The organism is Mesorhizobium sp. LMG17149, assembly GCF_024518695.1.
Classification (GTDB): Bacteria; Pseudomonadota; Alphaproteobacteria; order Rhizobiales; family Rhizobiaceae; genus Mesorhizobium.
Genome location: NZ_JANIFL010000013.1, coordinates 186,780 through 206,662, shown reverse-complemented (window position 1 = coordinate 206,662; position 19,883 = coordinate 186,780). Strand labels below are relative to the sequence as shown.

21 protein-coding genes are annotated in these 19,883 nt (G+C 63.5%); 10 read left to right on the top strand and 11 right to left on the bottom strand.

The features are described from left to right. Positions 1 to 93: 93 nt before the first annotated feature. The 6 genes from NP945_RS27345 to NP945_RS27320 all read right to left on the bottom strand — a co-directional run bounded on the left by NP945_RS27345 (position 94) and on the right by NP945_RS27320 (position 5,383). On the bottom strand, positions 94 to 2,148 hold the full coding sequence (locus NP945_RS27345) for a M3 family metallopeptidase (RefSeq protein WP_256748065.1): 2,055 nt from the start codon (positions 2,146 to 2,148) through the stop codon (positions 94 to 96). A gap of 95 nt (positions 2,149 to 2,243) precedes the next feature. Beyond that, positions 2,244 to 2,678, bottom strand: coding sequence for a nuclear transport factor 2 family protein (locus NP945_RS27340; RefSeq protein WP_256748064.1), 435 nt, complete (start codon positions 2,676 to 2,678; stop codon positions 2,244 to 2,246). Then, positions 2,675 to 3,319 (bottom strand): carbonic anhydrase, encoded by a 645-nt coding sequence (locus NP945_RS27335; protein ID WP_023811712.1) that lies wholly within the window; start codon positions 3,317 to 3,319, stop codon positions 2,675 to 2,677. Before NP945_RS27335 ends, NP945_RS27340 begins: the two co-directional genes overlap by 4 nt. Positions 3,320 to 3,466: 147 nt before the next feature. Next, positions 3,467 to 4,237, bottom strand: coding sequence for a DUF429 domain-containing protein (locus tag NP945_RS27330; RefSeq protein ID WP_256748063.1), 771 nt, complete (start codon positions 4,235 to 4,237; stop codon positions 3,467 to 3,469). Continuing rightward, positions 4,234 to 5,118, bottom strand: coding sequence for a pyridoxal kinase PdxY (gene pdxY, locus NP945_RS27325; RefSeq protein ID WP_256748062.1), 885 nt, complete (start codon positions 5,116 to 5,118; stop codon positions 4,234 to 4,236). The genes NP945_RS27330 and pdxY overlap by 4 nt, the downstream gene beginning before the upstream one ends. A gap of 13 nt (positions 5,119 to 5,131) precedes the next feature. Next, positions 5,132 to 5,383 carry a hypothetical protein gene (locus NP945_RS27320; RefSeq protein WP_256748061.1) on the bottom strand — a complete coding sequence of 84 codons (252 nt, stop codon included), beginning with the start codon at positions 5,381 to 5,383 and terminating at the stop codon, positions 5,132 to 5,134. Positions 5,384 to 5,545: 162 nt separating this feature from the next. On the opposite strand from NP945_RS27320, the gene NP945_RS27315 reads away from it, so the two are divergent. The 6 genes from NP945_RS27315 to ppa all read left to right on the top strand — a co-directional run bounded on the left by NP945_RS27315 (position 5,546) and on the right by ppa (position 10,278). Then, the gene (locus tag NP945_RS27315) at positions 5,546 to 6,184 is read left to right on the top strand and encodes a LemA family protein (protein WP_127269647.1); all 639 of its coding nucleotides are present in this window, start codon (positions 5,546 to 5,548) and stop codon (positions 6,182 to 6,184) included. A gap of 258 nt (positions 6,185 to 6,442) precedes the next feature. Continuing rightward, on the top strand, positions 6,443 to 7,294 hold the full coding sequence (locus NP945_RS27310) for a YgcG family protein (RefSeq protein WP_256748060.1): 852 nt from the start codon (positions 6,443 to 6,445) through the stop codon (positions 7,292 to 7,294). 4 nt (positions 7,295 to 7,298) lie between these two features. After that, positions 7,299 to 8,180, top strand: a complete 882-nt coding sequence (locus NP945_RS27305; RefSeq protein WP_256748059.1) for a YgcG family protein — start codon at positions 7,299 to 7,301, stop codon at positions 8,178 to 8,180. A gap of 8 nt (positions 8,181 to 8,188) precedes the next feature. Further along, complete coding sequence (locus tag NP945_RS27300) at positions 8,189 to 8,827, top strand: TPM domain-containing protein (protein ID WP_127382012.1); 639 nt, start codon at positions 8,189 to 8,191, stop codon at positions 8,825 to 8,827. A 298-nt stretch (positions 8,828 to 9,125) separates the two neighbouring features. Continuing rightward, positions 9,126 to 9,632: a GNAT family N-acetyltransferase gene (locus NP945_RS27295; protein WP_013528996.1), complete on the top strand. Its 507-nt coding sequence runs from the start codon at positions 9,126 to 9,128 to the stop codon at positions 9,630 to 9,632. Positions 9,633 to 9,744: 112 nt separating this feature from the next. Continuing rightward, positions 9,745 to 10,278: an inorganic diphosphatase gene (gene ppa, locus NP945_RS27290; RefSeq protein WP_013528997.1), complete on the top strand. Its 534-nt coding sequence runs from the start codon at positions 9,745 to 9,747 to the stop codon at positions 10,276 to 10,278. Positions 10,279 to 10,503: 225 nt separating this feature from the next. On the opposite strand, the gene NP945_RS27285 is transcribed toward ppa, so the two are convergent. Together NP945_RS27285 and NP945_RS27280 are read right to left on the bottom strand one after the other, a co-directional pair. Continuing rightward, positions 10,504 to 11,097 (bottom strand): hypothetical protein, encoded by a 594-nt coding sequence (locus NP945_RS27285; protein ID WP_127808781.1) that lies wholly within the window; start codon positions 11,095 to 11,097, stop codon positions 10,504 to 10,506. Positions 11,098 to 11,142: 45 nt separating this feature from the next. Then, positions 11,143 to 11,760: a TetR/AcrR family transcriptional regulator gene (locus NP945_RS27280; protein WP_127267937.1), complete on the bottom strand. Its 618-nt coding sequence runs from the start codon at positions 11,758 to 11,760 to the stop codon at positions 11,143 to 11,145. Between the two features lie 72 nt (positions 11,761 to 11,832). Between NP945_RS27280 and NP945_RS27275 the strand changes: the two genes are divergently transcribed. After that, positions 11,833 to 13,116: an MFS transporter gene (locus NP945_RS27275; RefSeq protein ID WP_256748058.1), complete on the top strand. Its 1,284-nt coding sequence runs from the start codon at positions 11,833 to 11,835 to the stop codon at positions 13,114 to 13,116. A 278-nt stretch (positions 13,117 to 13,394) separates the two neighbouring features. Then, a complete protein-coding gene (locus NP945_RS27270) occupies positions 13,395 to 14,954 on the top strand; it encodes an alkaline phosphatase (protein WP_306283313.1) in 1,560 nt (519 codons plus the stop codon). 91 nt (positions 14,955 to 15,045) lie between these two features. Here the strand turns inward: NP945_RS27270 and NP945_RS27265 are convergent, their stop codons facing one another. Continuing rightward, complete coding sequence (locus NP945_RS27265; RefSeq protein ID WP_245466367.1) at positions 15,046 to 15,327, bottom strand: hypothetical protein; 282 nt, start codon at positions 15,325 to 15,327, stop codon at positions 15,046 to 15,048. A 197-nt stretch (positions 15,328 to 15,524) separates the two neighbouring features. Between NP945_RS27265 and typA the strand changes: the two genes are divergently transcribed. Beyond that, positions 15,525 to 17,354 (top strand): translational GTPase TypA, encoded by a 1,830-nt coding sequence (typA, locus tag NP945_RS27260; RefSeq protein WP_023811726.1) that lies wholly within the window; start codon positions 15,525 to 15,527, stop codon positions 17,352 to 17,354. A gap of 60 nt (positions 17,355 to 17,414) precedes the next feature. On the opposite strand, the gene NP945_RS27255 is transcribed toward typA, so the two are convergent. Further along, entirely contained in the window at positions 17,415 to 18,041 is a 627-nt protein-coding gene (locus NP945_RS27255) for a DUF1062 domain-containing protein (RefSeq protein WP_256748056.1), read from the bottom strand. Between the two features lie 394 nt (positions 18,042 to 18,435). On the opposite strand from NP945_RS27255, the gene NP945_RS27250 reads away from it, so the two are divergent. After that, entirely contained in the window at positions 18,436 to 19,047 is a 612-nt protein-coding gene (locus tag NP945_RS27250; protein WP_128287912.1) for a LysE family translocator, read from the top strand. Positions 19,048 to 19,196: 149 nt separating this feature from the next. Here the strand turns inward: NP945_RS27250 and NP945_RS27245 are convergent, their stop codons facing one another. After that, positions 19,197 to 19,760, bottom strand: a complete 564-nt coding sequence (locus NP945_RS27245; protein ID WP_127269517.1) for a peroxidase-related enzyme — start codon at positions 19,758 to 19,760, stop codon at positions 19,197 to 19,199. Positions 19,761 to 19,883: the final 123 nt, after the last annotated feature.

Here is a 19,883-nt window from a genome sequence, read left to right as displayed (position 1 = left end):
CTTCTTCTGCCGCAGCAGGCCGAGCCCGGTCGAACCGACCCCCTCTGGCCGCTTCGCGGCTATTTCCCCCTCGAGGGGGGAGATTATCCGGTGCTACACCAATCCCCGCTTCACCATCATCGCTTCGGGCGACGGCATCTTGCCGCGAAATGCGGTGTAGAGTTCTTCCGGATCCTTCGAACCGCCGGCGGCGTAGATGTTCTTGCGCAGCCGTTCGGCGAGCGCCGGGTTGAAGGGGTCGCCGGTCTCCTCGAAGGCGGCGAAAGCGTCCGCATCGAGCACTTCCGACCACATGTAGGAATAATAGCCGGCCGAATAGCCGTCGCCGGAGAAGACGTGGCCGAAATGCGGGGTGCGGTGACGCATGGCTATGGTGTCCGGCATGTGCAGCTCTGCAAGCGTTTCGGTTTCGAAACGAAGTGGTACTTCAGGCGCATCCGGCCGTGCGTGATAAGCCATGTCCATCAGCGCGGATGCGGTGAACTCTACTGTTGCAAAGCCAGCGCCAAAAGTCCGCGCGGCCAGCATCTTGTCGAGCAGCGCCTTGGGCATCGGCTTGCCGGTCTTGACGTGCAGCGCGTGTCTTTCCAGCACCGCCGGCACGGTCAGCCAGTGCTCGTAGAGCTGCGAGGGCAATTCGACGAAATCGCGGCTGACCGAGGTGCCGGCTACCGACGGCCAGGTGACGTCGGTCAGCATGCCGTGCAGCGCGTGGCCGAACTCGTGGAACAGCGTCTTCGCCTCGTCGACCGACAGCAGCGCGGGCTCGCCGGCCGGCGGCTTGGCGAAGTTCATGATGTTGTAGATCACCGGGCTCGCACCGTGGCCGAGCCTGTAGCCGGACTGCAGCGCGCTCATCCAGGCGCCGGAGCGCTTCGAGGGCCGGGCGAAATAATCGGCGAGGAACAGGCCGCGCTCGCTGCCGTCGGCATTTTTCACCACGAAGACGCGGGCGTCGGGGTGCCAGGCAGCGATGCCCTTCTTCTCCTCGAAGGTGATGCCGAACAGCCGTGTCGCCACATCGAAGCAAGCGTCGATGATGCGGTCGAGCTGCAGATAGGGCTTCAGCTCCGCCTCGTCGAAGGCGAATTTTTCCGCGCGCAGTTTCTCCTGGTAGAAACGCCAGTCCCAGGCAGCAAATTTTTCGTTGCTGCCGGCCTCCGTCGCCAGCCGTTGCAATTCGATCTGGTCGCTTGCTGCCTTCTCCAGCGCCTTTTCCCACACCGGATCGAGCAGCGCGTGCACGGCCTTCGGCGTCTTGGCCATGGTGTCATCGAGCTTCAGCGCGGCGAAAGAGGCATAGCCGAGCAGCTTTGCCTTCTCGGCGCGCAGGCGCAGCATGTCGCGCACCACGTTCGTGTTGTCGGTGGCGCCGCCATTCTGGCCGCGCATGGTGAAGGCGCGGAAGGCGATCTCGCGCAGATCGCGGCGCTCGGAGAAGGTCGAGAACGGCTCGTAGATCGAGCGCGACAGGGTGACGGCGTAGCGGCCCTTCTGGCCGCGTATCTCGGCGGCTTCGGCCATCGAGCTTTTCACGAAGTCCGGCAGGCCGGCAAGGTCGGCCTCATCGAGGAACAGTGCCCAGTCGCTCTCGTCGGCCAGCACATTCTGGCCGAAGCTGGTACCGAGCGAGGACAATTCCTCGCTGATCTTGGCCAGCCGCTTCTTGCCGTCGGCATCGAGTTTGGCGCCGGAGCGGACAAAACCCTTCCAGGTCTTTTCCAGGACCCGCAGGGTCTCTGCGTCGAGCTTCAGGCTCTCGCGGCGCTGGTAGAGATCGTCGATGCGGGCAAACAGCCGCTCATTCATCGAAATCGCCGAGAAATGCCTGGACATTTTCGGCGAGATGTCGCGCTCCAGCGCCCGGATCGTCTCGTTGGTGTAGGCGCCGGCGCGGCACCAGAAGATCGACGAGACACGGTCGAGCGCTTCGCCGCCGAGTTCCAGCGCGGCAAGCGTGTTCTCGATGGTCGGCGCATCCTTGTTGCCGGCGATCGCCTCGATCTCGGCCTCGTGCGCCTTCAGCGCCGCGTCGAAGACCGGGGAAAAGTCGCCATCGCCAATGCGCGTGAAATCGGGCAGGCCGAGCGGCCCTTGCCACGCGGTCAGCGGATGGGCGGCGAGGTCGACGGCTTTCGTGGAAGGCATGGACAGTCTTTCGATCGTTGACGGGGAGAGGTTTGGTCGTCCCCGATGTAGGGCGAGGCCTCGCAAGGCGCAACGGCTCGGCCCTCAGGATGGCGTCAGAAGCCGTCGCACGTCTCGGCGATTGCCGCTTGCGAACTGGCGGTGATGCGGTCGTCGGTCACCGCGAAAGTCTCATGCATGAGCTTGTCATTGTTGGGAAAGTCGTAGCAGGCGACCACGGTGGTGACCCCGCCTTCGCTCTTTTCGATCCGATGCCGGATCGCTGCGCCCGCAACCGCACCTTTCCATTCGTCCATCGAGGCGATGAATTCCTGCTTGCTTTGCACGATGCCGAGGTCGTCCAGCTTGATGCGGACATCATCGGCGAGCAGGTCGGACAGTTCGGTGCGGTCGGCGACCAGCAGCGCCGAATACCAGCGGCTGATGAGGGCACGATCATCGGCGCGGGCGGCAATAATCGCTATCAGCAGCGCGACCGCCGTCAAAGCGGCCGACCTGATGTTCAGCACCTTGCGCGCCGCTGTGTTCATCCCAGCTCCGGCCGTTCGAAATCGCCGGTTTCCTTGTTCATCGTCCAGAGTTCGCCGGTCGAGATATCGAACCAGGCCCCATGCAGCGACAGTCGCCCCTTGCCCTCGAGAATCGAGACGCAGGGAAAGGTTCTGAGGTTGGCGATGGAATAGCGGATCGAGATGCGCTCCAGCGCGGTCTGGCGCTCCGACGCGGTCATGAAGGTGCTGGAGGAGACGGTTTCGGCCGCCGGCGCGATCAGGCTCATCCACTTGCCGATGAAGTCGCCCGGCGAAAGCGGCGCGGAATTGGTGTCGAGCGCTGCACGGATGCCGCCGCAGCGGCCATGACCCATGACGACGATGTTCTTGACCTTGAGGCTCTGCACGGCGAATTCAAGCGCCGCCGAGGTCGAATGGAACTCGCCGTCGGGAGCATAGGGCGGCACCAGATTGCCGACATTGCGCAGCACGAAGAGTTCGCCGGGCCCGGCATCGAAGATCGCCTCGGGCGCCGAACGCGAATCGCAGCAGGCGACGATCATCGTCTCCGGCGCCTGGCCTTCGCGAGCGAGATCGCGATAGCGCCCGCTCTCTGTGAGATAGCGGCCATTCATGAAATTGCGGTAGCCGGCGAGAAGATGTTCAGGCAGATGGGACATGGGCGGCGTCTGGAGCCTTTCCGGGTTGGATGCGGCAGCTCGTTGCGGTCTAGAGAGGCTCTAGCGGCAAAAGCCGGTCGCGAGCAATGCAGAATTATGAGGCTGGCTAGAAATGCCATGCATCGAGCGCAACCTTGGCCAACAGCGTTACGCCCAGATGGCGACAGGAATGCCAAAGCTGTCGCGGCCCGGCGGGTCGGGCAGCGGCCGTGCCTCACCGCTGGCGATGCGACCGGCGATCAGCGTCATCGCGGCCGCGTCGAGGAAATCGTCGGCGGCGGCGCCGCGCGGTGGCGGCTGGTCGAGAAAGGCCGTGTCATAGCCATGCCGGCAAAGCAGAGCCTTGCGTTCCGCCATGCCGGCCGGATTGATGCCGCCCTTGATCTTCTTCGGCAGTTGCATGGCCTGATCGCCGTTCAGGCGGCAGAAAGCGACTTCCGGATGCGATTCGAACACACGGCCGCGCAGATCGGGTCGCGCGATCAGCAGGGCGTCGATCTCGCGGATCTTGGCAAAAATGCCGAAGGCCTGGATCGAGACGCCGCGCGGCGGGTCGGATGTGGTCAGGGCCACCTCGCTTGCCCTGATGTGCGCGGCATACCAGGCTTCGATGGTGGTGAAATCATTGGTCTCCGCATAGAGCGCGGCGCGGGAGGGGATCGAGAAGACGCTGGATTGGCGTGCCCCGAGCAGCGGCCGCACCAGCGCTTCGGGGCCGCGACCCCCCTTGCCCGAAAACTCGGGTAGGCCGATCGGCATGTCGACAGCGATGACGGCGTTTTCGGGAAGGGATGCGAGCAAGGCGGTGAAGGTTGCAAAGACACCGACCGACGGTGCCATGCCAGAAGCGCGCCGGACGGCGATCCAGCCGGCCTTGCAGCCGTCGACGCCGACAAGCACGGCCTCAGTCGACGTCACGCCCGGCGGCCCCGCCCCGGATGCGTGAGGTGGCGAAGCTGGACCATCGCCATCGGATGCGACAGGCTCTGCGAATCGGTTTCGAGCTGCAGTTCGTCGCCGCCGCGCTTGGCGGTGCGCGCCAGGATCTCGTAGACCGCCGCCGTCGTCGATTGCAGCGCCTTGATCGGCGGCTGGCCGGACAGGATACGTGCCAGATAGACGGCCGCCGTCAGATCGCCCAGGCCATTCGGCGGCTTGTCGATCAGGCGATGTTCGGCGAGCAGCGCCTGGCTGCTATCGAGCAGCAGATTGCCGGTGCCGCCCGTTATCATCGACGGCGCAGAGGTGACCAGCATGGTCGATGGTCCGGCGTGGAGCGCTGCCGCGATCGCCGATTTCAGGTCGGGCAACGCGGCGCCGGCCATCCATTCCAGTTCGTAGCGGTTGGGGGTGGCTATGTCGGCGATCGGCATCAGCCGGTCGCGCATGGCGATGGCTGTCGGCTCGGGCACGTAGAGGCCGCCCGAATCACCCATCACCGGATCGCAGATATAGACGGCGCCGGGTGTCCTTGCCTTCACCGCGGCGACCAGCGAGGCGACGGCCTCGGCCTGGCCAGCCTCGCCGAGATAGCCGGACAACACGGCGCCGACTTCACCCAGCCATGGCGCCCGCTCGAGATCGGCCATCAGCGCCTTGAACTGGTCGAGCGGCGGTACGATCCGTGTTGCCCGTCCATGGCCGGGATGCCAGGGCAGGATGACGGTCGGCACCGCCCAGACCGGGAACCCCAGGGTCTCCAGCGCAAACACGGCGGCACGGTTGCCGACCGAGCCGCGCGCGACATGGCTGGAAATGACGATGACCGCACGCGGCGCGTCGGTTTGTTCGGCGCTCATTGTCGTTTGATTCCTAACTGCCCCGGATGACGTAAAGCACGAGCCAGACCATCAGGCCCAGCGCCAGCAGCAGGCCCAGCGTGCGGCCAAAGCGGGTGCCCCAGACTTCGATCGGATCGGCGCGATCGGCATCGGTCGCGGTGACGTGATCGCGCATGCCTTTCGCGGCCCGCCCCGCAAACGAGTCGCCCGCCGGATTCGTCTCGTGCGCGATGCGCTCGAGGATACGGCGCGATTCCTTCTCGCTGTCCTGGCGCTCCGCCATGATGATGTCCCGTTTTGCGGACCTTATCGCGTTCGTACGGCCAATCACAGACCCTTGCAGCGGCACTGGGCATGGCAGGCGAGGGGCTGCCGGCCCGGGCGGTTTTCTTGCGCGCTGATTGTGGTAATGCTTCGCGTGCAACTTCTACCGAGGGACCCCATCATGTTTGCCCAGCGCCTTGCCTCGCCGTCCATTTTCCGCACGCTGCCCGCCTTCCTGATGATGGCGATCGTGCTGCCGCTGCTTGCCGGCTGCGGCTACAACACCATCCCCACAGCGGAAGAAAACGCCAGGGCGGCGTGGAGCGAGGTGCTGAACCAGTATCAGCGCCGCGCCGACCTCATCCCCAATCTGGTCGAGACGGTGAAGGGTTATGCCTCGCACGAAAAGGATACGCTCGACGCGGTGGTCGAGGCACGCGCCAAGGCAACGCAGATCACGGTAACACCGGAAACGCTGAAGGATCCCGAAGCCCTCAAGAAGTTTCAGGATGCCCAGGCGGGGCTGACCAGCGCGCTGTCGCGGCTGATCGCGGTCTCGGAGGCCTATCCCGACCTCAAGGCCAATCAGAATTTCCTGGCGCTGCAAGCCCAGCTCGAAGGCACCGAGAACCGCATCGCGGTGTCGCGGCGCGACTACATCCAGGCGGTCAGGGACTACAATCTGACGCTGAGGACCTTCCCCTCGGTGCTGTGGGCGACCTTCTGGTTCCGCGGCAATGAGCCCTTTGCCAATTTCACTGTCGCCGAAGACAAGATGCAGCCGCCGAAGGTCGATTTCGGCACGAAGCAGGGCGGGTGAACGTCGACTGTCATCGGAATAAATCCCGCGAAATGACGGGCTGCTGGCGTGCAAACACCCCCCTCTGTCCTACCGGAACCGGCCCTTCGCTGCCGCTTCGGGCGTTCGTCGTTCGGAAAGCCAAGCAATTGGCTTCCCGTCCGCTACGCGGATCAGTCCTCACCCCCCTCAAGGGGGGAGATTGGCAGCTTCGGCGCTGACGCCGATCTTGCGACGTTGAAAATTGGAGAAAGTGGAGATGGCGGCCAATCTCCCCACTTGAGGGGGAGATGCCCGGCAGGGCAGAGGGGGGCGCCCCGGAATGCAAGCCTAGGGTTCCTTTTCGCTCTTCTAAGCCTCCTCTTCCTCCCCTTCACCGCCCTCGCCGCCGATCTCCCCGCGCTCACCGGCCGTGTCGTCGACAATGCCGGCATCATCGATGCCGCGACCAAGGCGGCGCTGACACGGAAGCTTGCCGATTTCGAGACAAAAGGCTCCGACCAGATCGTCGTGGCGACGATTCCCAGCCTCGAGGGCGAGGAGATCGAGCCTTACGCCAACCGCCTGTTCCGCTTCTGGAAACTTGGGCAGGCGAAGGAAAACAATGGCGTGCTGCTGCTGGTTGCGCCGAACGACCGCAAGATGCGCATCGAGGTCGGTTATGGGCTGGAAGGTACGCTGACCGACCTGCACACCAAGCTGATCATTGAAAACGACATGGTGCCGGCGTTCCGCGCCGGCGATTTCTCCGGCGGCATCAGCAAAGCCGTCGACGACATGGTCATGGTGCTGGAAGGCAGTCCGGAGGAGCTGGAGGCGCGCGGCGAGCGCAACCAGCAGGCGCCCTTCGAGTCCGACGACCTGTTCTTCACCGTGTTCATCGGCATATGGATAACCATTATGGTCGGCAGTCTTGCTGTCTCCATCTTGCCGCCGATCTTCGGCCAGAAGCTCGGTCCCGGCCGCTACCGCTGGCTCGGCATGACCTTCGAGCCAAGCCGGCGATCTTCCAGTGGCGGCTGGTCGTCGGGGACTTCCGGCGGCGGCTGGTCTTCGGGGTCAAGCAGCGGTGGAGGCTTTTCCGGCGGCGGCGGTTCGTCCGGCGGCGGCGGCTCGTCGGGAAGCTGGTGATGGCATGACGATACCCAGCATCAGCCTGTCGAAACGCGACCGCCTCGCCTCGGCTGTCCTGATTGCCGCGGTCGTGCTGTTCTCCTGCGTCATGTCCTACGCGGCCGACCTGCCGGCGCTGACCGGCCGTGTCGTCGACAATGCCGGCATCATCGATGCCGCGACCAAGGCGGCGCTGACGCGGAAGCTTGCCGACTTCGAGACAAAAGGTTCCGACCAGATCGTCGTGGCGACGATCCCCAGCCTCGATGGCGAGGAGATCGAGCCCTACGCCAACCGCCTGTTCCGCTTCTGGAAACTTGGCCAGGCGGGCGAGAACAATGGCGTGCTCCTGCTGGTTGCCCCGAACGACCGCAAGATGCGCATCGAGGTCGGTTATGGGCTCGAAGGTACGCTGACCGACCTGCATACCAAGCTGATCATCGAAAATGACATGGTGCCGGCCTTCCGCGCCGGCGACTTCTCCGGCGGCATCAGTAAAGCCGTCGATGACATGGTCATGGTGCTGGAAGGTAATCCGGAGGAGCTGGAAGCGCGAGGCAAGCGCAATCCCGCCGATGACGGCACGTCCATCGATCCGATCGTTGCCGTGTTCCTGATCCTGTGGGCGACGATGTTTTTCGGCGGGTTGGCGATGGCGTTCCTGCCGCCGATGTTCGGCACGAAGCTGTCCCCGGGCGTGTACAGATGGCTGGGCATGACGTTTCGTTACGGCCGTGGGCCGAGCGGGTACTCGGGCAGCCGTGGCTGGACAACGGGTTCGTCTTCGGGCGGCTGGTCGTCGGGGAGCTCCGGTGGTGGCTGGTCTTCGGGATCAAGCGGCGGTGGCGGGTTTTCCGGTGGCGGCGGCTCATCGGGTGGTGGCGGTTCTTCAGGAAGCTGGTGAGACATATCATGGCAACACGACCAATCAGCCCGCAGGATCATGAGCGCATCGCAACCACGATCCGCGCCGCCGAGGAGAAAACCGACGGCGAGATCTACTGCGTCGTGGCGCATGCCAGCGACGGCTATTTCTTCCCGGCCGCCTTCATGGCGACCGTGTGCATGCTGATCGTCAGCCTGGCGGTCGGCTACGGTCTGGAGGCCTGGTGGCTGTCGATCCGGCTGCCGCATTTCGTCCTCGCCCAGCTCCTGGCGCTTGCCTGCGTGCTGGCCTTGTTGTGGGCGCTGCCCGGCCTGCGCATCCATCTGGTGCCGAGGCGGCTGCGCTACCAGGCGGCGCACGCCAACGCGATCAAGCAGTTCCTTGCCCGCAACGTCCACCGCACCACGGCGCGCACCGGCGTGCTGGTCTTCGTCTCGATCGCAGAACGCTATGCCGAAGTGGTTGCCGATTCGGGCATCGACGCCAAGGTCGGCCAGCATGTCTGGGACGGTGTCGTGCGCGATCTTACCGCGCATGCCGGCGACGACCGGCTTGCCGACGGCTTCGTCAAGGCGATCGAGCAGGTGGGTGCGGTGCTGGCCGAGCATTTCCCGGTCACAGTGGGCGACAGCAACGAACTTGACGACCATCTGGTCGAAATCTGAAAGCCCGCCTGCAAACGCTACTCAGCCGGACGCCTGACGCGGTTTTCTGCGCTTCCGGCCTTCGCCGGCCGAAGCACTCACTCATGAGCAGCCTTGGCAGGCAGGCTTCGGCCGGCGTTCACGTGTAAAGCTACGCTCCGCTCCGGTTCTCGAAAGCCCACGCCATCCGCCTCGGCTGAGCGCGTTTTCAAGCAGGCTTTGCCCGATGTCATCAGTGTCATGATCGCCTGTGAGAAAGCAGCCGGCGGGCCGCCGGGACTCTTGCAATCGGGCGATGCGGGTTTATGGTTAACTAATCATGAATACGCTGACGATCGACATCCGGAAAGCCGACCCGCGCGATGCCAGTGCCATCGCCGAGGTGCATCTGGAGGCCTGGCGCGGCGCCTATTCCGGCATCATTCCGCACCGCACCCTGACATCGATGATCAACCGTCGAGGTGCCGACTGGTGGGCGAATGCGATTCGCCGCGCCGCCACTGTTCTGGTGGTCGAGATCGGCGGAAAGATTGCCGGCTATGCGACGATTGGCAAGAACCGCGCCCGTGAACTCAGGCAGCAGGGCGAAATCTACGAATTGTACCTGCGGCCGGAATATCAGGGCATCGGGCTCGGCAGCCGCCTGTTTTCGGCGGCCAAGGCGCGGCTGGCCGATCACGGGCTGAAAGGCATGGTCGTGTGGGCGCTGGAAGACAACCAGAACGCGCTTGCCTTCTATGCCGGCGCCGGCGGCCGCGATGTAGCGGAAGGCGTCGAGATCTTCGAGCAGAAGGCGCTCAAGAAGGTCGCTTTCGTCTGGGAATGACAGCCCGGCCTTTCGGCCATTGCCTCTCCCGATTTCAGCCAGCACCATTCGCCGCATTGCACCATGACGCGCCGCCCGCTATCGATCGTCCATCGAGAGAGGGATTTAAGCCATGCGCATTGAAGCCATAGCCAGCGGAAAGAACCCGCCTGAGGACGTCAACGTCATCATCGAGGTGCCGATCGGCGGCGAGCCGATCAAGTATGAGATGGACAAGGAAGCCGGCACGCTGTTCGTCGACCGCTTCCTGCACACCTCGATGCGCTACCCCGGCAATTACGGCTTCGTGCCGCACACGCTGTCGGGCGACGGCGATCCGATCGACGTGCTGGTCTGCAACACGCGCGCCCTGGTGCCGGGCTGCGTCATCAACGTCAGGCCGATCGGCGTGCTGATCATGGAAGACAATGCCGGCCAGGATGAGAAGATCATTGCCGTGCCGTCGCCAAAACTGACGCTGCGCTACGAGAACGTCACCGAATACACTCAGCTGCCCGACATCACGCGCCAGCAGGTGCAGCACTTCTTCGAGCACTACAAGGATCTCGAGCCCGGCAAATGGGTCAAGATCGAAGGCTGGCACGATTCCAAATACGCCAAGAAGATGATCGTCGACGCGATCGAGCGGGCCAAGGCGAGCAAGTAGCCCAACTTCGTCATACCAGGGCGGAGCAGCCGCAAAGCGGCGTCGCGGAGACCCTGGTATCCATGCCGTGACGCCAGGCGACGTGTGCGGCGGAACGGAATTCTGAACCGCCGCGGCGGTGTTGATGTCGCGGCATGGACCCTCGGGTCTGCGCTGCGTCGCTACGCTCCTTGCTCCGCCCGTGGATGACGAAGCTACGGGTGCGATGCCCAATCTCCGCCGTGCTCAGTTATCCACCCGGCCGAAAGCCGGCACGTTGCCGATGACGGTGCGCCTGTCCTTGCCGCAGGCGAAGGTCCGCGCCTTGTCGTCGGCAAGCTTGCGCGCCTGATCGTTGGCGGTGGGATTGCCGGTGGCCAGCACGAGGCCGACGGTGCAGCCGTCCCGGGCGCCCATCTGGCCGACCTTGGCGACGAGCAGCACCTCGGTCGGCTTTTTCTCGTCCTCGGGATTGCTGATCGAGCGGCGATGGATGGCTGCATAGGGCACAGCCTTGTCGCCGGTGGTTTCGATGCGCCATTCGATCTTGGCTCCGGACGAATTGAAACCGGAAAAGCTCTCCCAGACCGTCGTCATGTCGCCGCCGGGGGGAAAGCCGTAGAACAGCGATTCACGGGCATCGTCATAGGCTATCAGTACGGGATAGCCGCGATAGCCCGAACAGGCGAGTTCGGCCCAGTCGCCGTCGCCTTCCTCGGCCTGCGCGTAGGTCACGCAATCCTTTTTCGAATCCAGATCGGTGTAGGCGCTGGAAATGCCGTCGGCTTGCGCAGCCTGACCCAGACCGACCAGAACAAGCGGGATCAGAATGGCACGCATGGCGGTCAATCTCCGTTGCAAGCTGCCGCAGCGTAGCGCCAAACGTTATTTCTTCAAGCTCGCTTCAATCAGCAGGTCCGCGTTGCGGGCGACCGCTTGCGCCGGGCCGCCGAGCCCGAACAGCTGGCCACTGATATAGGCGCCTTCGATCAGCAGCAGCAGGCCGTCGCCGAGCGTGTCAGGGTCTTGCGCGCCCATCGCAACCGCCATGGCGCGCAGGCGGCGGCGCAATTCCTGCTTGTTGGCCTCGCTGACCACACGGGCCGGATGGCTGTGGTCGGGATATTCGACCGCCGCGTTGGTCATGCCGCAGCCGCGATAGTCCGCCACTTGCGTGCGCTTGCCGATGCGGGTCAGGAAAGCCTTGATCTGTGCGCGCGGGTCGCCGGGATGAGCCGCAACCGCCTCGTCGAAACGCTCCCAATATTCAAGATCGTACTGCCTGAGATAGGAGGCGGCCAGTTCATCCTTGGACGGAAAGCTGCGATAGAGGCTGGGTTTGGTGACGCCGGCACGCTTGACGATCTCGTCGACGCCGATCGCCCTGATACCGCGCCGGTAGAACAGGTCATAAGCCACATCGAGGATCTTCTTGGCTGCTTTCGGTGGCGCCGACGCATGATCGTCGCTGATGGTCAGATCAATATTTTTGTCGGTTGGCATCGTGTGGCTCGATTGACAATGTTACCGATCGGTACGTATACATACTCCACCTGCAACGTACCGGTCAGTAACATGATAGCTCAATCCCGCCCCTTTGGCCAGCGCTACGCTTTCGTCGTGGTCGGCGTGATCTTCCTTAGCCTGCTGGTCGCGGCTGGCCTGCGCTCCGCACCCTCTGTCATGATGCTGCCGCTGGAAAACAGTTTCGGCTGGCGCCGCGACATCATCTCGCTGGCTGCTGGTGTCGGCATCCTGCTTTACGGTCTGACGGGGCCATTTGCCGCGGCCCTGATGGAGCGCATCGGGCTGCGCCGCACGTTGCTGGCCTCGCTGGTGGTGATGTCGGGCTCGACCGCGCTCAGCCTGCTGATGACCAAGCCGTGGCATCTGTTCATCACCTGGGGCGTGTTCTCGGGCATTGGTTCCGGTGCTGTCGCCAGCGTGCTCGGCGCGACCATCGTCAACCGGTGGTTCAAGACCAATCGCGGGCTTGTCATGGGATTGATGTCGGCCTCCAGCGCCTCGGGCATGCTGGTGTTCCTGCCGCTGATCGCCGCGCTGGCGCAGTCGGGCGGCTGGCAGCCGGTTGTCATTGCGGTCGCGATCGCGACCGCTGCCCTGATACCGCTGGTCTGGCTGCTGGTGCCGGAGCGGCCGGCATCGATCGGCATGGTGCGCTACGGCGCCGAGGCTGACGACGTGCCGCCCACTCCGCCTGCGTCACAGGGCAATTTTCTGGCGCATACGTTCTCGACGCTGCGCCGTGCCGCCGGCACGCGGGTGTTCTGGTATCTGTTCGCCACCTTCTTCGTCTGCGGCTTCACCACCAACGGGCTGGTCGGCACGCATCTGATCGCGTTCTGCGGCGACATGGGCATCGGCGAAGTGCAGGCCGCCGGCCTGCTGTCGATGATGGGCATCTTCGACCTGATCGGCACGACGTTGTCAGGCTGGCTCACCGACCGCTACGATCCGCGCAAGCTGCTCGGCGTCTATTACGGCATTCGTGGCCTGTCGCTGATCTATCTGCCCTATTCCGGCTTCTCGGCCACCAGCCTGATCATCTTCGCCGTGCTCTACGGCCTCGACTGGATCGCCACCGTGCCGCCGACGCTGCGGCTCGCCAACGAGGCGTTCGGCGATCGCAGCGGGCCGATCGTGTTCGGCTGGATCGTCGCCGGGCACCAGATCGGTGCGGCCACAGCCGCCGCCTTTGGCGGCACCATGCGCGAGTTGCAGGGCAATTACGAACTGGCCTTCCTGATTGCCGGCATGACGGCAATCGCCGCCGCCTGTATCTCGCTGCTGATCAACACCAGCAAGCCGGCATTCGATCCGGAGCCGCAAGCGGCGTAGGGCGCTGCGTTAATCTCCCCCCTCGAGGGGGAGATGGCCGCGAAGCGGCCAGAGGGGGTCGGTCCGACTGGGCTCGGCCTCTTGCGATAGAAGGAGGTTAGCGCTCCACGCGCGGCGACCCCCTCTGTCGCCTTCGGCGACATCTCCCCCTCGAGGGGGGAGATCACCTGTTCACTGTTATCAAACCTTCATCATCCCGAGATGCGCCTGAAACATTGACGCTGGATTTTGGTGGCACCGTTCAAGCCATCCAGGAGACAGCCGTGAACAAGCTTTCGATGACCCGCCGTGCTTTCGTTACCTCCGCCGGCGCCGTTGGCCTGGCCGGCGTTTCGGGTCTGGCGCTGCCCTATTATTCGCGCGCCAATCAGCGGCCTTCCTTCACCCATGGCGTCCAGTCGGGAGATGTCGACGCCACCAGCGGCATGGTGTGGACGCGCACCGACCGACCGTCGCGCGTCATGTTCGAGGTGTCGTCGACGGAGAATTTCGCCAGTGCGACGCGGCTGGCGCCGCTCGATACGTCGCCGGCCAGCGATTACACGGTCAAGCGGCTGCTCACCGACCTCGCTTCGGACCAGGATATCTTCTACCGCATGACATCGGCCGATCTCGCCGACATCAACGCCGTTTCGGAGCCGATCACCGGCCGTTTCAGGACGGCGCCAGCCTCGAAGCGCGACATCCGCTTTGCCTGGTCGGGCGACACCGCCGGCCAGGGCTGGGGCATCGACGAGACCGGCATGAAGACCTACGCCACGATCGGCAAGCACACGCCTGACTTCTTCCTGCATTCGGGCGATACCATCTATGCCGACGGCGCCATGAAGGACGAGGTCGACCTGCCCGGCGGCGGCAAGTGGAAGAACGTCGTGCTGATCGACGGCAAGCGCAAAGTCGCCGAGACGCTGGACGAGTACCGGGACCAGTGGAAATACAACATGATGGACAGGAGCGTGCTCGGCCTGAGCGCCATCTGCCCGACTTTCTACCAGTGGGACGACCATGAAGTGCTGAACAACTGGTCGGATTCCAAGGATCTCAGCGCCGACAGCCGCTACACGGAAAAATCCATCCACGTGCTGGCGGCCCGCGCGGCGCGGGCTTTCCACGAGATGACGACGATCCGCTACGAACCGTCCGAGCCCGGCCGCGTCTATCGCAAGATCGCTTATGGGCCGCTGCTCGACGTGTTCTTCCTCGACATGCGCTCCTATCGCGGCCCCAATGGTCCCGACATGCAGGATGAGATGACGCCGCAGTCGCGCATGCTCGGCGAGCAGCAGACGAAATGGCTGAAGCGCGAACTGGCGAATTCGAAGGCGACCTGGAAAATCATCGCCGCCGACATGCCGCTCGGCCTCGTCGTCTGGGACGACGGCACCAAGAAGGTTGGCGCCGAAGCGGTCAGCAATGGCGACAATGGCTTGCCAAAAGGGCGCGAGCTCGAGATCGCCGACCTGCTGCGCTTCATAAAGAATGCCGGCATCAGCAACACCGTCTGGCTCACCGCAGATGTGCATTACACGGCCGCGCATTATTACAACCCGGACAAGGCGCAGTTCCAGGAGTTCAATCCGTTCTGGGAATTCGTCTCGGGTCCGATCCATGCCGGCACGTTCGGTCCCAACGATTTCGACATGACGTTCGGTCCGGAGCTGAAGTTCATCAAGGCGCCGACCGCCGAACAGGGACAGAACCTGCCGCCCTCGGCCGGGCTGCAATTCTTCGGGCTCGTCGATATTTCAGGCGCCAGCGAGCAGATGACGGTGCGGCTGATGGATCGCGACGACAACGAACTCTACAAGGTGACGCTCGACCCGGTGCGGTCGGCGTAAGCGCGCTTCTCAACCCTCCCCCTTGTGGGGAAGGTTGGCGGCGGCTTCGCAAAGCGAAGCTGGCGAGACGGGGCGGGGGGTGAAGCGCTGACTAGTCCGGGTAGCAGACCATGGGGATATTCGGCCAGACGGCGCTGTCGCAGTTGGCGGCGTCCTGCCGCTGCTTGAAGGCGGCGCTGACCGGGCCGGTCACCATCGGGTCGACGCCGTCTGGTGCGTCGGCGAAAATCTGCTCGGCCGACTGTGCCTCCGACGGCAAGGCAGGCCGTGATTCCTTCATCGTCGCGGCTGACTGTGCGGCGTTGGCCGCCAGCAGGACGGCGAAGGCAACAGACGCGATGAGCGGCCAGAATCGGTTGAGTTTATCGGTCATGACGTTTGAACTGCCCGGGCCCCAAAGGGTTCCCGCCTTGGTTAACAAAATCATCTCACACGCAGATGCTTAAGATTTGATGAGTATTTGGTGACGCTCCTCCTCTTTCGCAACTGCGAAAAACCCTGTATGAGCCGCGCAACCGAAAGAGGCAGCGCCTTTTGGCCTGCTGCCTGCAACGCTTCCGAGACCAGAACATGAAAATCCGTAATATCGCGATCATCGCGCACGTCGACCATGGAAAGACCACCCTGGTCGACCAGCTTTTGAAGCAGTCCGGCTCCTTCCGAGACAATCAGCGCGTCGCCGAGCGCGCCATGGATTCCAACGACCTCGAAAAGGAACGCGGCATCACCATCCTGGCCAAGGCGACTTCGGTCGACTGGAAGGATACCCGCATCAACATCGTCGACACCCCCGGCCACGCCGATTTTGGCGGCGAGGTCGAACGCATCCTGTCGATGGTGGACTCAGCCATCGTGCTGGTCGACGCAGCCGAAGGGCCGATGCCGCAAACCAAGTTCGTCGTCGGCAAGGCGCTCAAGGTCGGCCTGAAGCCGATCGTCGTCATCAACAAGATCGACCGTCCGGACGCCCGTCACGTCGAGGTGGTCAACGAGGTGTTCGACCTTTTCGCGGCGCTCGACGCCACCGACGAGCAGCTCGACTTCCCGATTCTGTACGGTTCAGGCCGCGATGGCTGGGTTTCGGAAAATCCGGAAGGACCCAAGGACCAGCAGCTGGGACCGCTGTTCGACCTCGTCATCAAGCATGTGCCGGAGCCGACCGTTCATCCCGGCCCGTTCCGCATGATCGGCACCATCCTGGAAGCCAATCCGTTCCTCGGCCGCATCATCACCGGCCGTATCGAGAGCGGCACGCTGAAGGCCAACCAGCCGGTCAAGGTGCTGCATCATGACGGTACCCAGATCGAAACCGGCCGTATTTCGAAGATCCTGGCCTTCCGCGGCCTTGAGCGCCAGCCGATCGAAGAAGCGCAGGCGGGCGACATCGTCGCCATTGCCGGCCTGTCGAAGGGCACCGTCGCCGACACGTTCTGCGACCCGAGCGTGAGCGAACCGCTGCATGCGCAGCCGATCGATCCGCCGACCGTGACCATGTCGTTCCTGGTCAACGACAGTCCGCTGGCCGGCACCGAAGGCGACAAGGTGACCAGCCGCGTCATCCGCGACCGCCTGCTGCGCGAAGCCGAAGGCAATGTCGCGCTGAAGATCGAGGAATCACCCGACAAGGATTCGTTCTTCGTCTCCGGCCGCGGCGAATTGCAGCTGGCCGTGCTGATCGAGACGATGCGCCGCGAAGGCTTTGAAATCGCCGTGTCGCGTCCGCGCGTCGTCATGCAGAAGGGCGAGAACGGCGAATTGCTGGAGCCGGTCGAAGAAGTCGTCATCGACGTCGATGAGGAGCATGCCGGCGTCGTCGTGCAGAAGATGTCCGAGCGCAAGGCCGAGATGGTCGAACTGCGCCCGTCCGGCGGCAATCGCCAGCGCATCGTCTTCCACGCGCCGACCCGTGGCCTGATCGGCTACCAGTCGGAGCTTTTGACCGACACGCGCGGCACCGCCGTGATGAACCGGCTCTTCCACGCCTATGAGCCCTACAAGGGTGAGCTGCCGGGCCGCACCAATGGCGTGCTGATTTCCAACGAACAGGGCGAATCGGTCGCCTACGCCATGTGGAACCTGGAAGATCGCGGCCCGATGGTCATCGATCCGGGCGTCAAGGTGTATCAGGGCATGATCATCGGCATCCATAGCCGCGACAATGATCTTGAAGTGAACGTGCTCAAGGGCAAGAAGCTGACCAACATCCGTGCCGCCGGCAAGGACGAGGCGGTCAAGCTGACGCCGCCGATCCGCATGACGCTGGAACGCGCCCTGGCCTGGATCCAGGACGATGAACTGGTCGAAGTGACGCCGAAGACCATTCGGCTGCGCAAGCTCTATCTCGATCCGAACGAGCGCAAGCGGTTCGAGAAGTCGTCCAAGGTGGTCGGCGCGGCGTAAGCTCTCTATTTTCCGACAGTCGATAGGGGCGGAGCAACCAGTGTTCCGCCCCTTTTTCGTTCATCCACCGGCAGCCGAGATGATGGCCTGCCGATCGGCCTCGCCGGCCAGATCGATGCGGATCGCGATTCCCGCGCGGGTAGGCTTGCGCAGGGCCTTTGCGCCATCCGGTTCAACGATGAGCAGCCGCCTCTCCTCCAGCGCCTGAAGCCGTGATCGCGAGATGCCGAGTTCGCCAGCGAGCAGCCGGTCGAGTCGCAGCGATGTCGGCATTTCCAGTCCAAGCTGGATCTCCAACACGGTCGCGGCTTCCCCGGTGTCGCCGAGCCTGCGCTTGTGAATGCTGACATCGGAGAACTCCTCGACGCGCCCGATCCGGTTGCGCAACGCGATTACATCGAAGGCATGACGGTGAGCGAGTGCAGGATCGTTGCTTTCGAGCGCCGCCAGCAGCGCCGGGTCGATGTCGCGGCGGTTGCAGCGCTCGAAAATGCCGAAATTCCAGGAGTTGTCGCAGTCGATGCAGCGATAGATCAGCCACACGTCGATGCGTTTGCCATTGGCGTTGACGCGGAATTTCCCGCTGCTGCAATAGGCCTTCACAGTGCCGCAACGATTGCAGCTGATGAGCGGCCGAGGTGGGGTTTGGGGTGCGATCGTCCAATGGATACGCTGAAGTCCAGACATGCCGATAAGCCCTTCCCGTCGGGAAGTTCATCAGGCCGGCGATGTCGAGATGCCCATGCGGGCGCGGCGTGGCGGTCGCTTGCTATGATCGGAAATCGGATGTCACGGGCGGCAGCGCGCAACAACGGTTCAGCAGTGCCAAACCGGTCTCGAACCGCCGCCCAGAAGAACACATGAAATGAAAACAGACACCGCGAATGCGGTGTCATGCAGTGTGTCGGGGGAGTTGACGAGACCGGCGGCTACGTAGGCAAAGTGACGCTCAAAATTGTTTCGCGGCGGCCTTTCTAGCCGCGAGATGCTGGACCGACAAGGGTCTTTTGTCGGTGCTACCGCAGCCGAGCCACTTGCGCTAATATCCGAAATCGAAGGTTTTCAACCAGAGACCCCGGTTATGCACGCCACCTCGCTCCTGATTTTCGCCGCCGCTCTGTTCGTTGCCGCCGGTTCGCCCGGTCCATCGATCGCGGCGCTTGTCGCGCGCGTCATCTCGAAAGGGTTTCGCGACGTGTTCCCGTTCCTGCTCGCCATGTGGATCGGCGAGGGCATCTGGCTGTCGCTGGCGGTGTTCGGCCTGGCTGTCGTGGCGCAGACCTTCCATTTCGCCTTCGTCGTGGTGAAATGGGTCGGCGTCGCCTATCTCGCTTACCTCGCCTGGAAAATGTGGACCGCGCCTGTCGATGCAAAAGAGGGCGAGATGCCGCGCGAGGATTCTCCGGCAAAGCTGTTCTTCGCCGGCATGGCGGTGACGCTTGGCAATCCCAAGATCATGATGTTCTACCTGGCGCTGCTGCCGACCATCATCGACCTCGCTTCGGTCAGCATCGTCGGCTGGGTCGAGCTGACGGCGACCATGGCCGTGGTGCTGGTCGCCATCGATCTCGCCTGGGTGCTCGCCGCATCACAGGCGCGCAAGCTTTTGAAGAGCAAGCGCGCCATGAAGATCGCCAACCGCGTCAGCGCGACGACCATGGCCGGCGCGGCGGCGGCGATCGCTGCTCGCTGATCTTCCCCTCGCCCCGTTTACGGGGAGAGGGTGGCCCGAAGGATCGGGTGGGGCAGCGCAAAGTTGGCCCTCCATTCACGGATGTTGGTGCCGCCCCTCGCCTGCCTGCCGGCATCTTCTCCCCGTAAAAAGGGGAGAAGAAAGCAAATTCACCGTGCCATGGCGTGGTATTCGTCGTTCGGGCGCATGTCGATTGCCGCGGCCACGCGGTTCGACATGTTGAAGAAGGCAGCGGTCGAGGCGATGTCCCAGATGTCGCGATCGGTGAAGCCGGCCTGACGCAGCGCGGCCCGGTCTGCCTCGACGATCTTGGCCGGCTCTTGCGTCAGCTTGACGGTGAATTCGAGCATTGCCACCTGCCTGGGCGAAAGATCGGCGGCGCGGAAATTCATCACCATCATTTCGCCGAGCGGCGGGTCGCCGGAGAGCTGGCGCACCGCCGCGCCGTGCGCGGTCAGGCAATAGTAGCAATGATTGATCGAGGAGACGGCGACCGCGATCATCTCGCGTTCCAGCTTGGTCAGCCCGGACTCACCCAGCATCAAATCGTTGTACATGTCGGTGAAGGCGCGCAGCTTTCTGTCGTCGAAGGCATAGGCCCTGAGCACGTTGGGGACGAGGCCGAGCTTCTCCTCGCATTTGGCGAAATAGGTTTTTGTCGCCTCGCTCAGCTCTCCCTGGCCAAGATCAAGCGCGCTGATTTTGCCGGTCATGGGTCATTTCTCCTCGTTGCGCGGCATCTTGTCGCCAAATTCCGATAATTCTTGGCAAGCCGTCAAACCTTTGTCGCCAAATACCGGTCATCTGCTACGATAGTCGTAAAAGCATTCGACGGG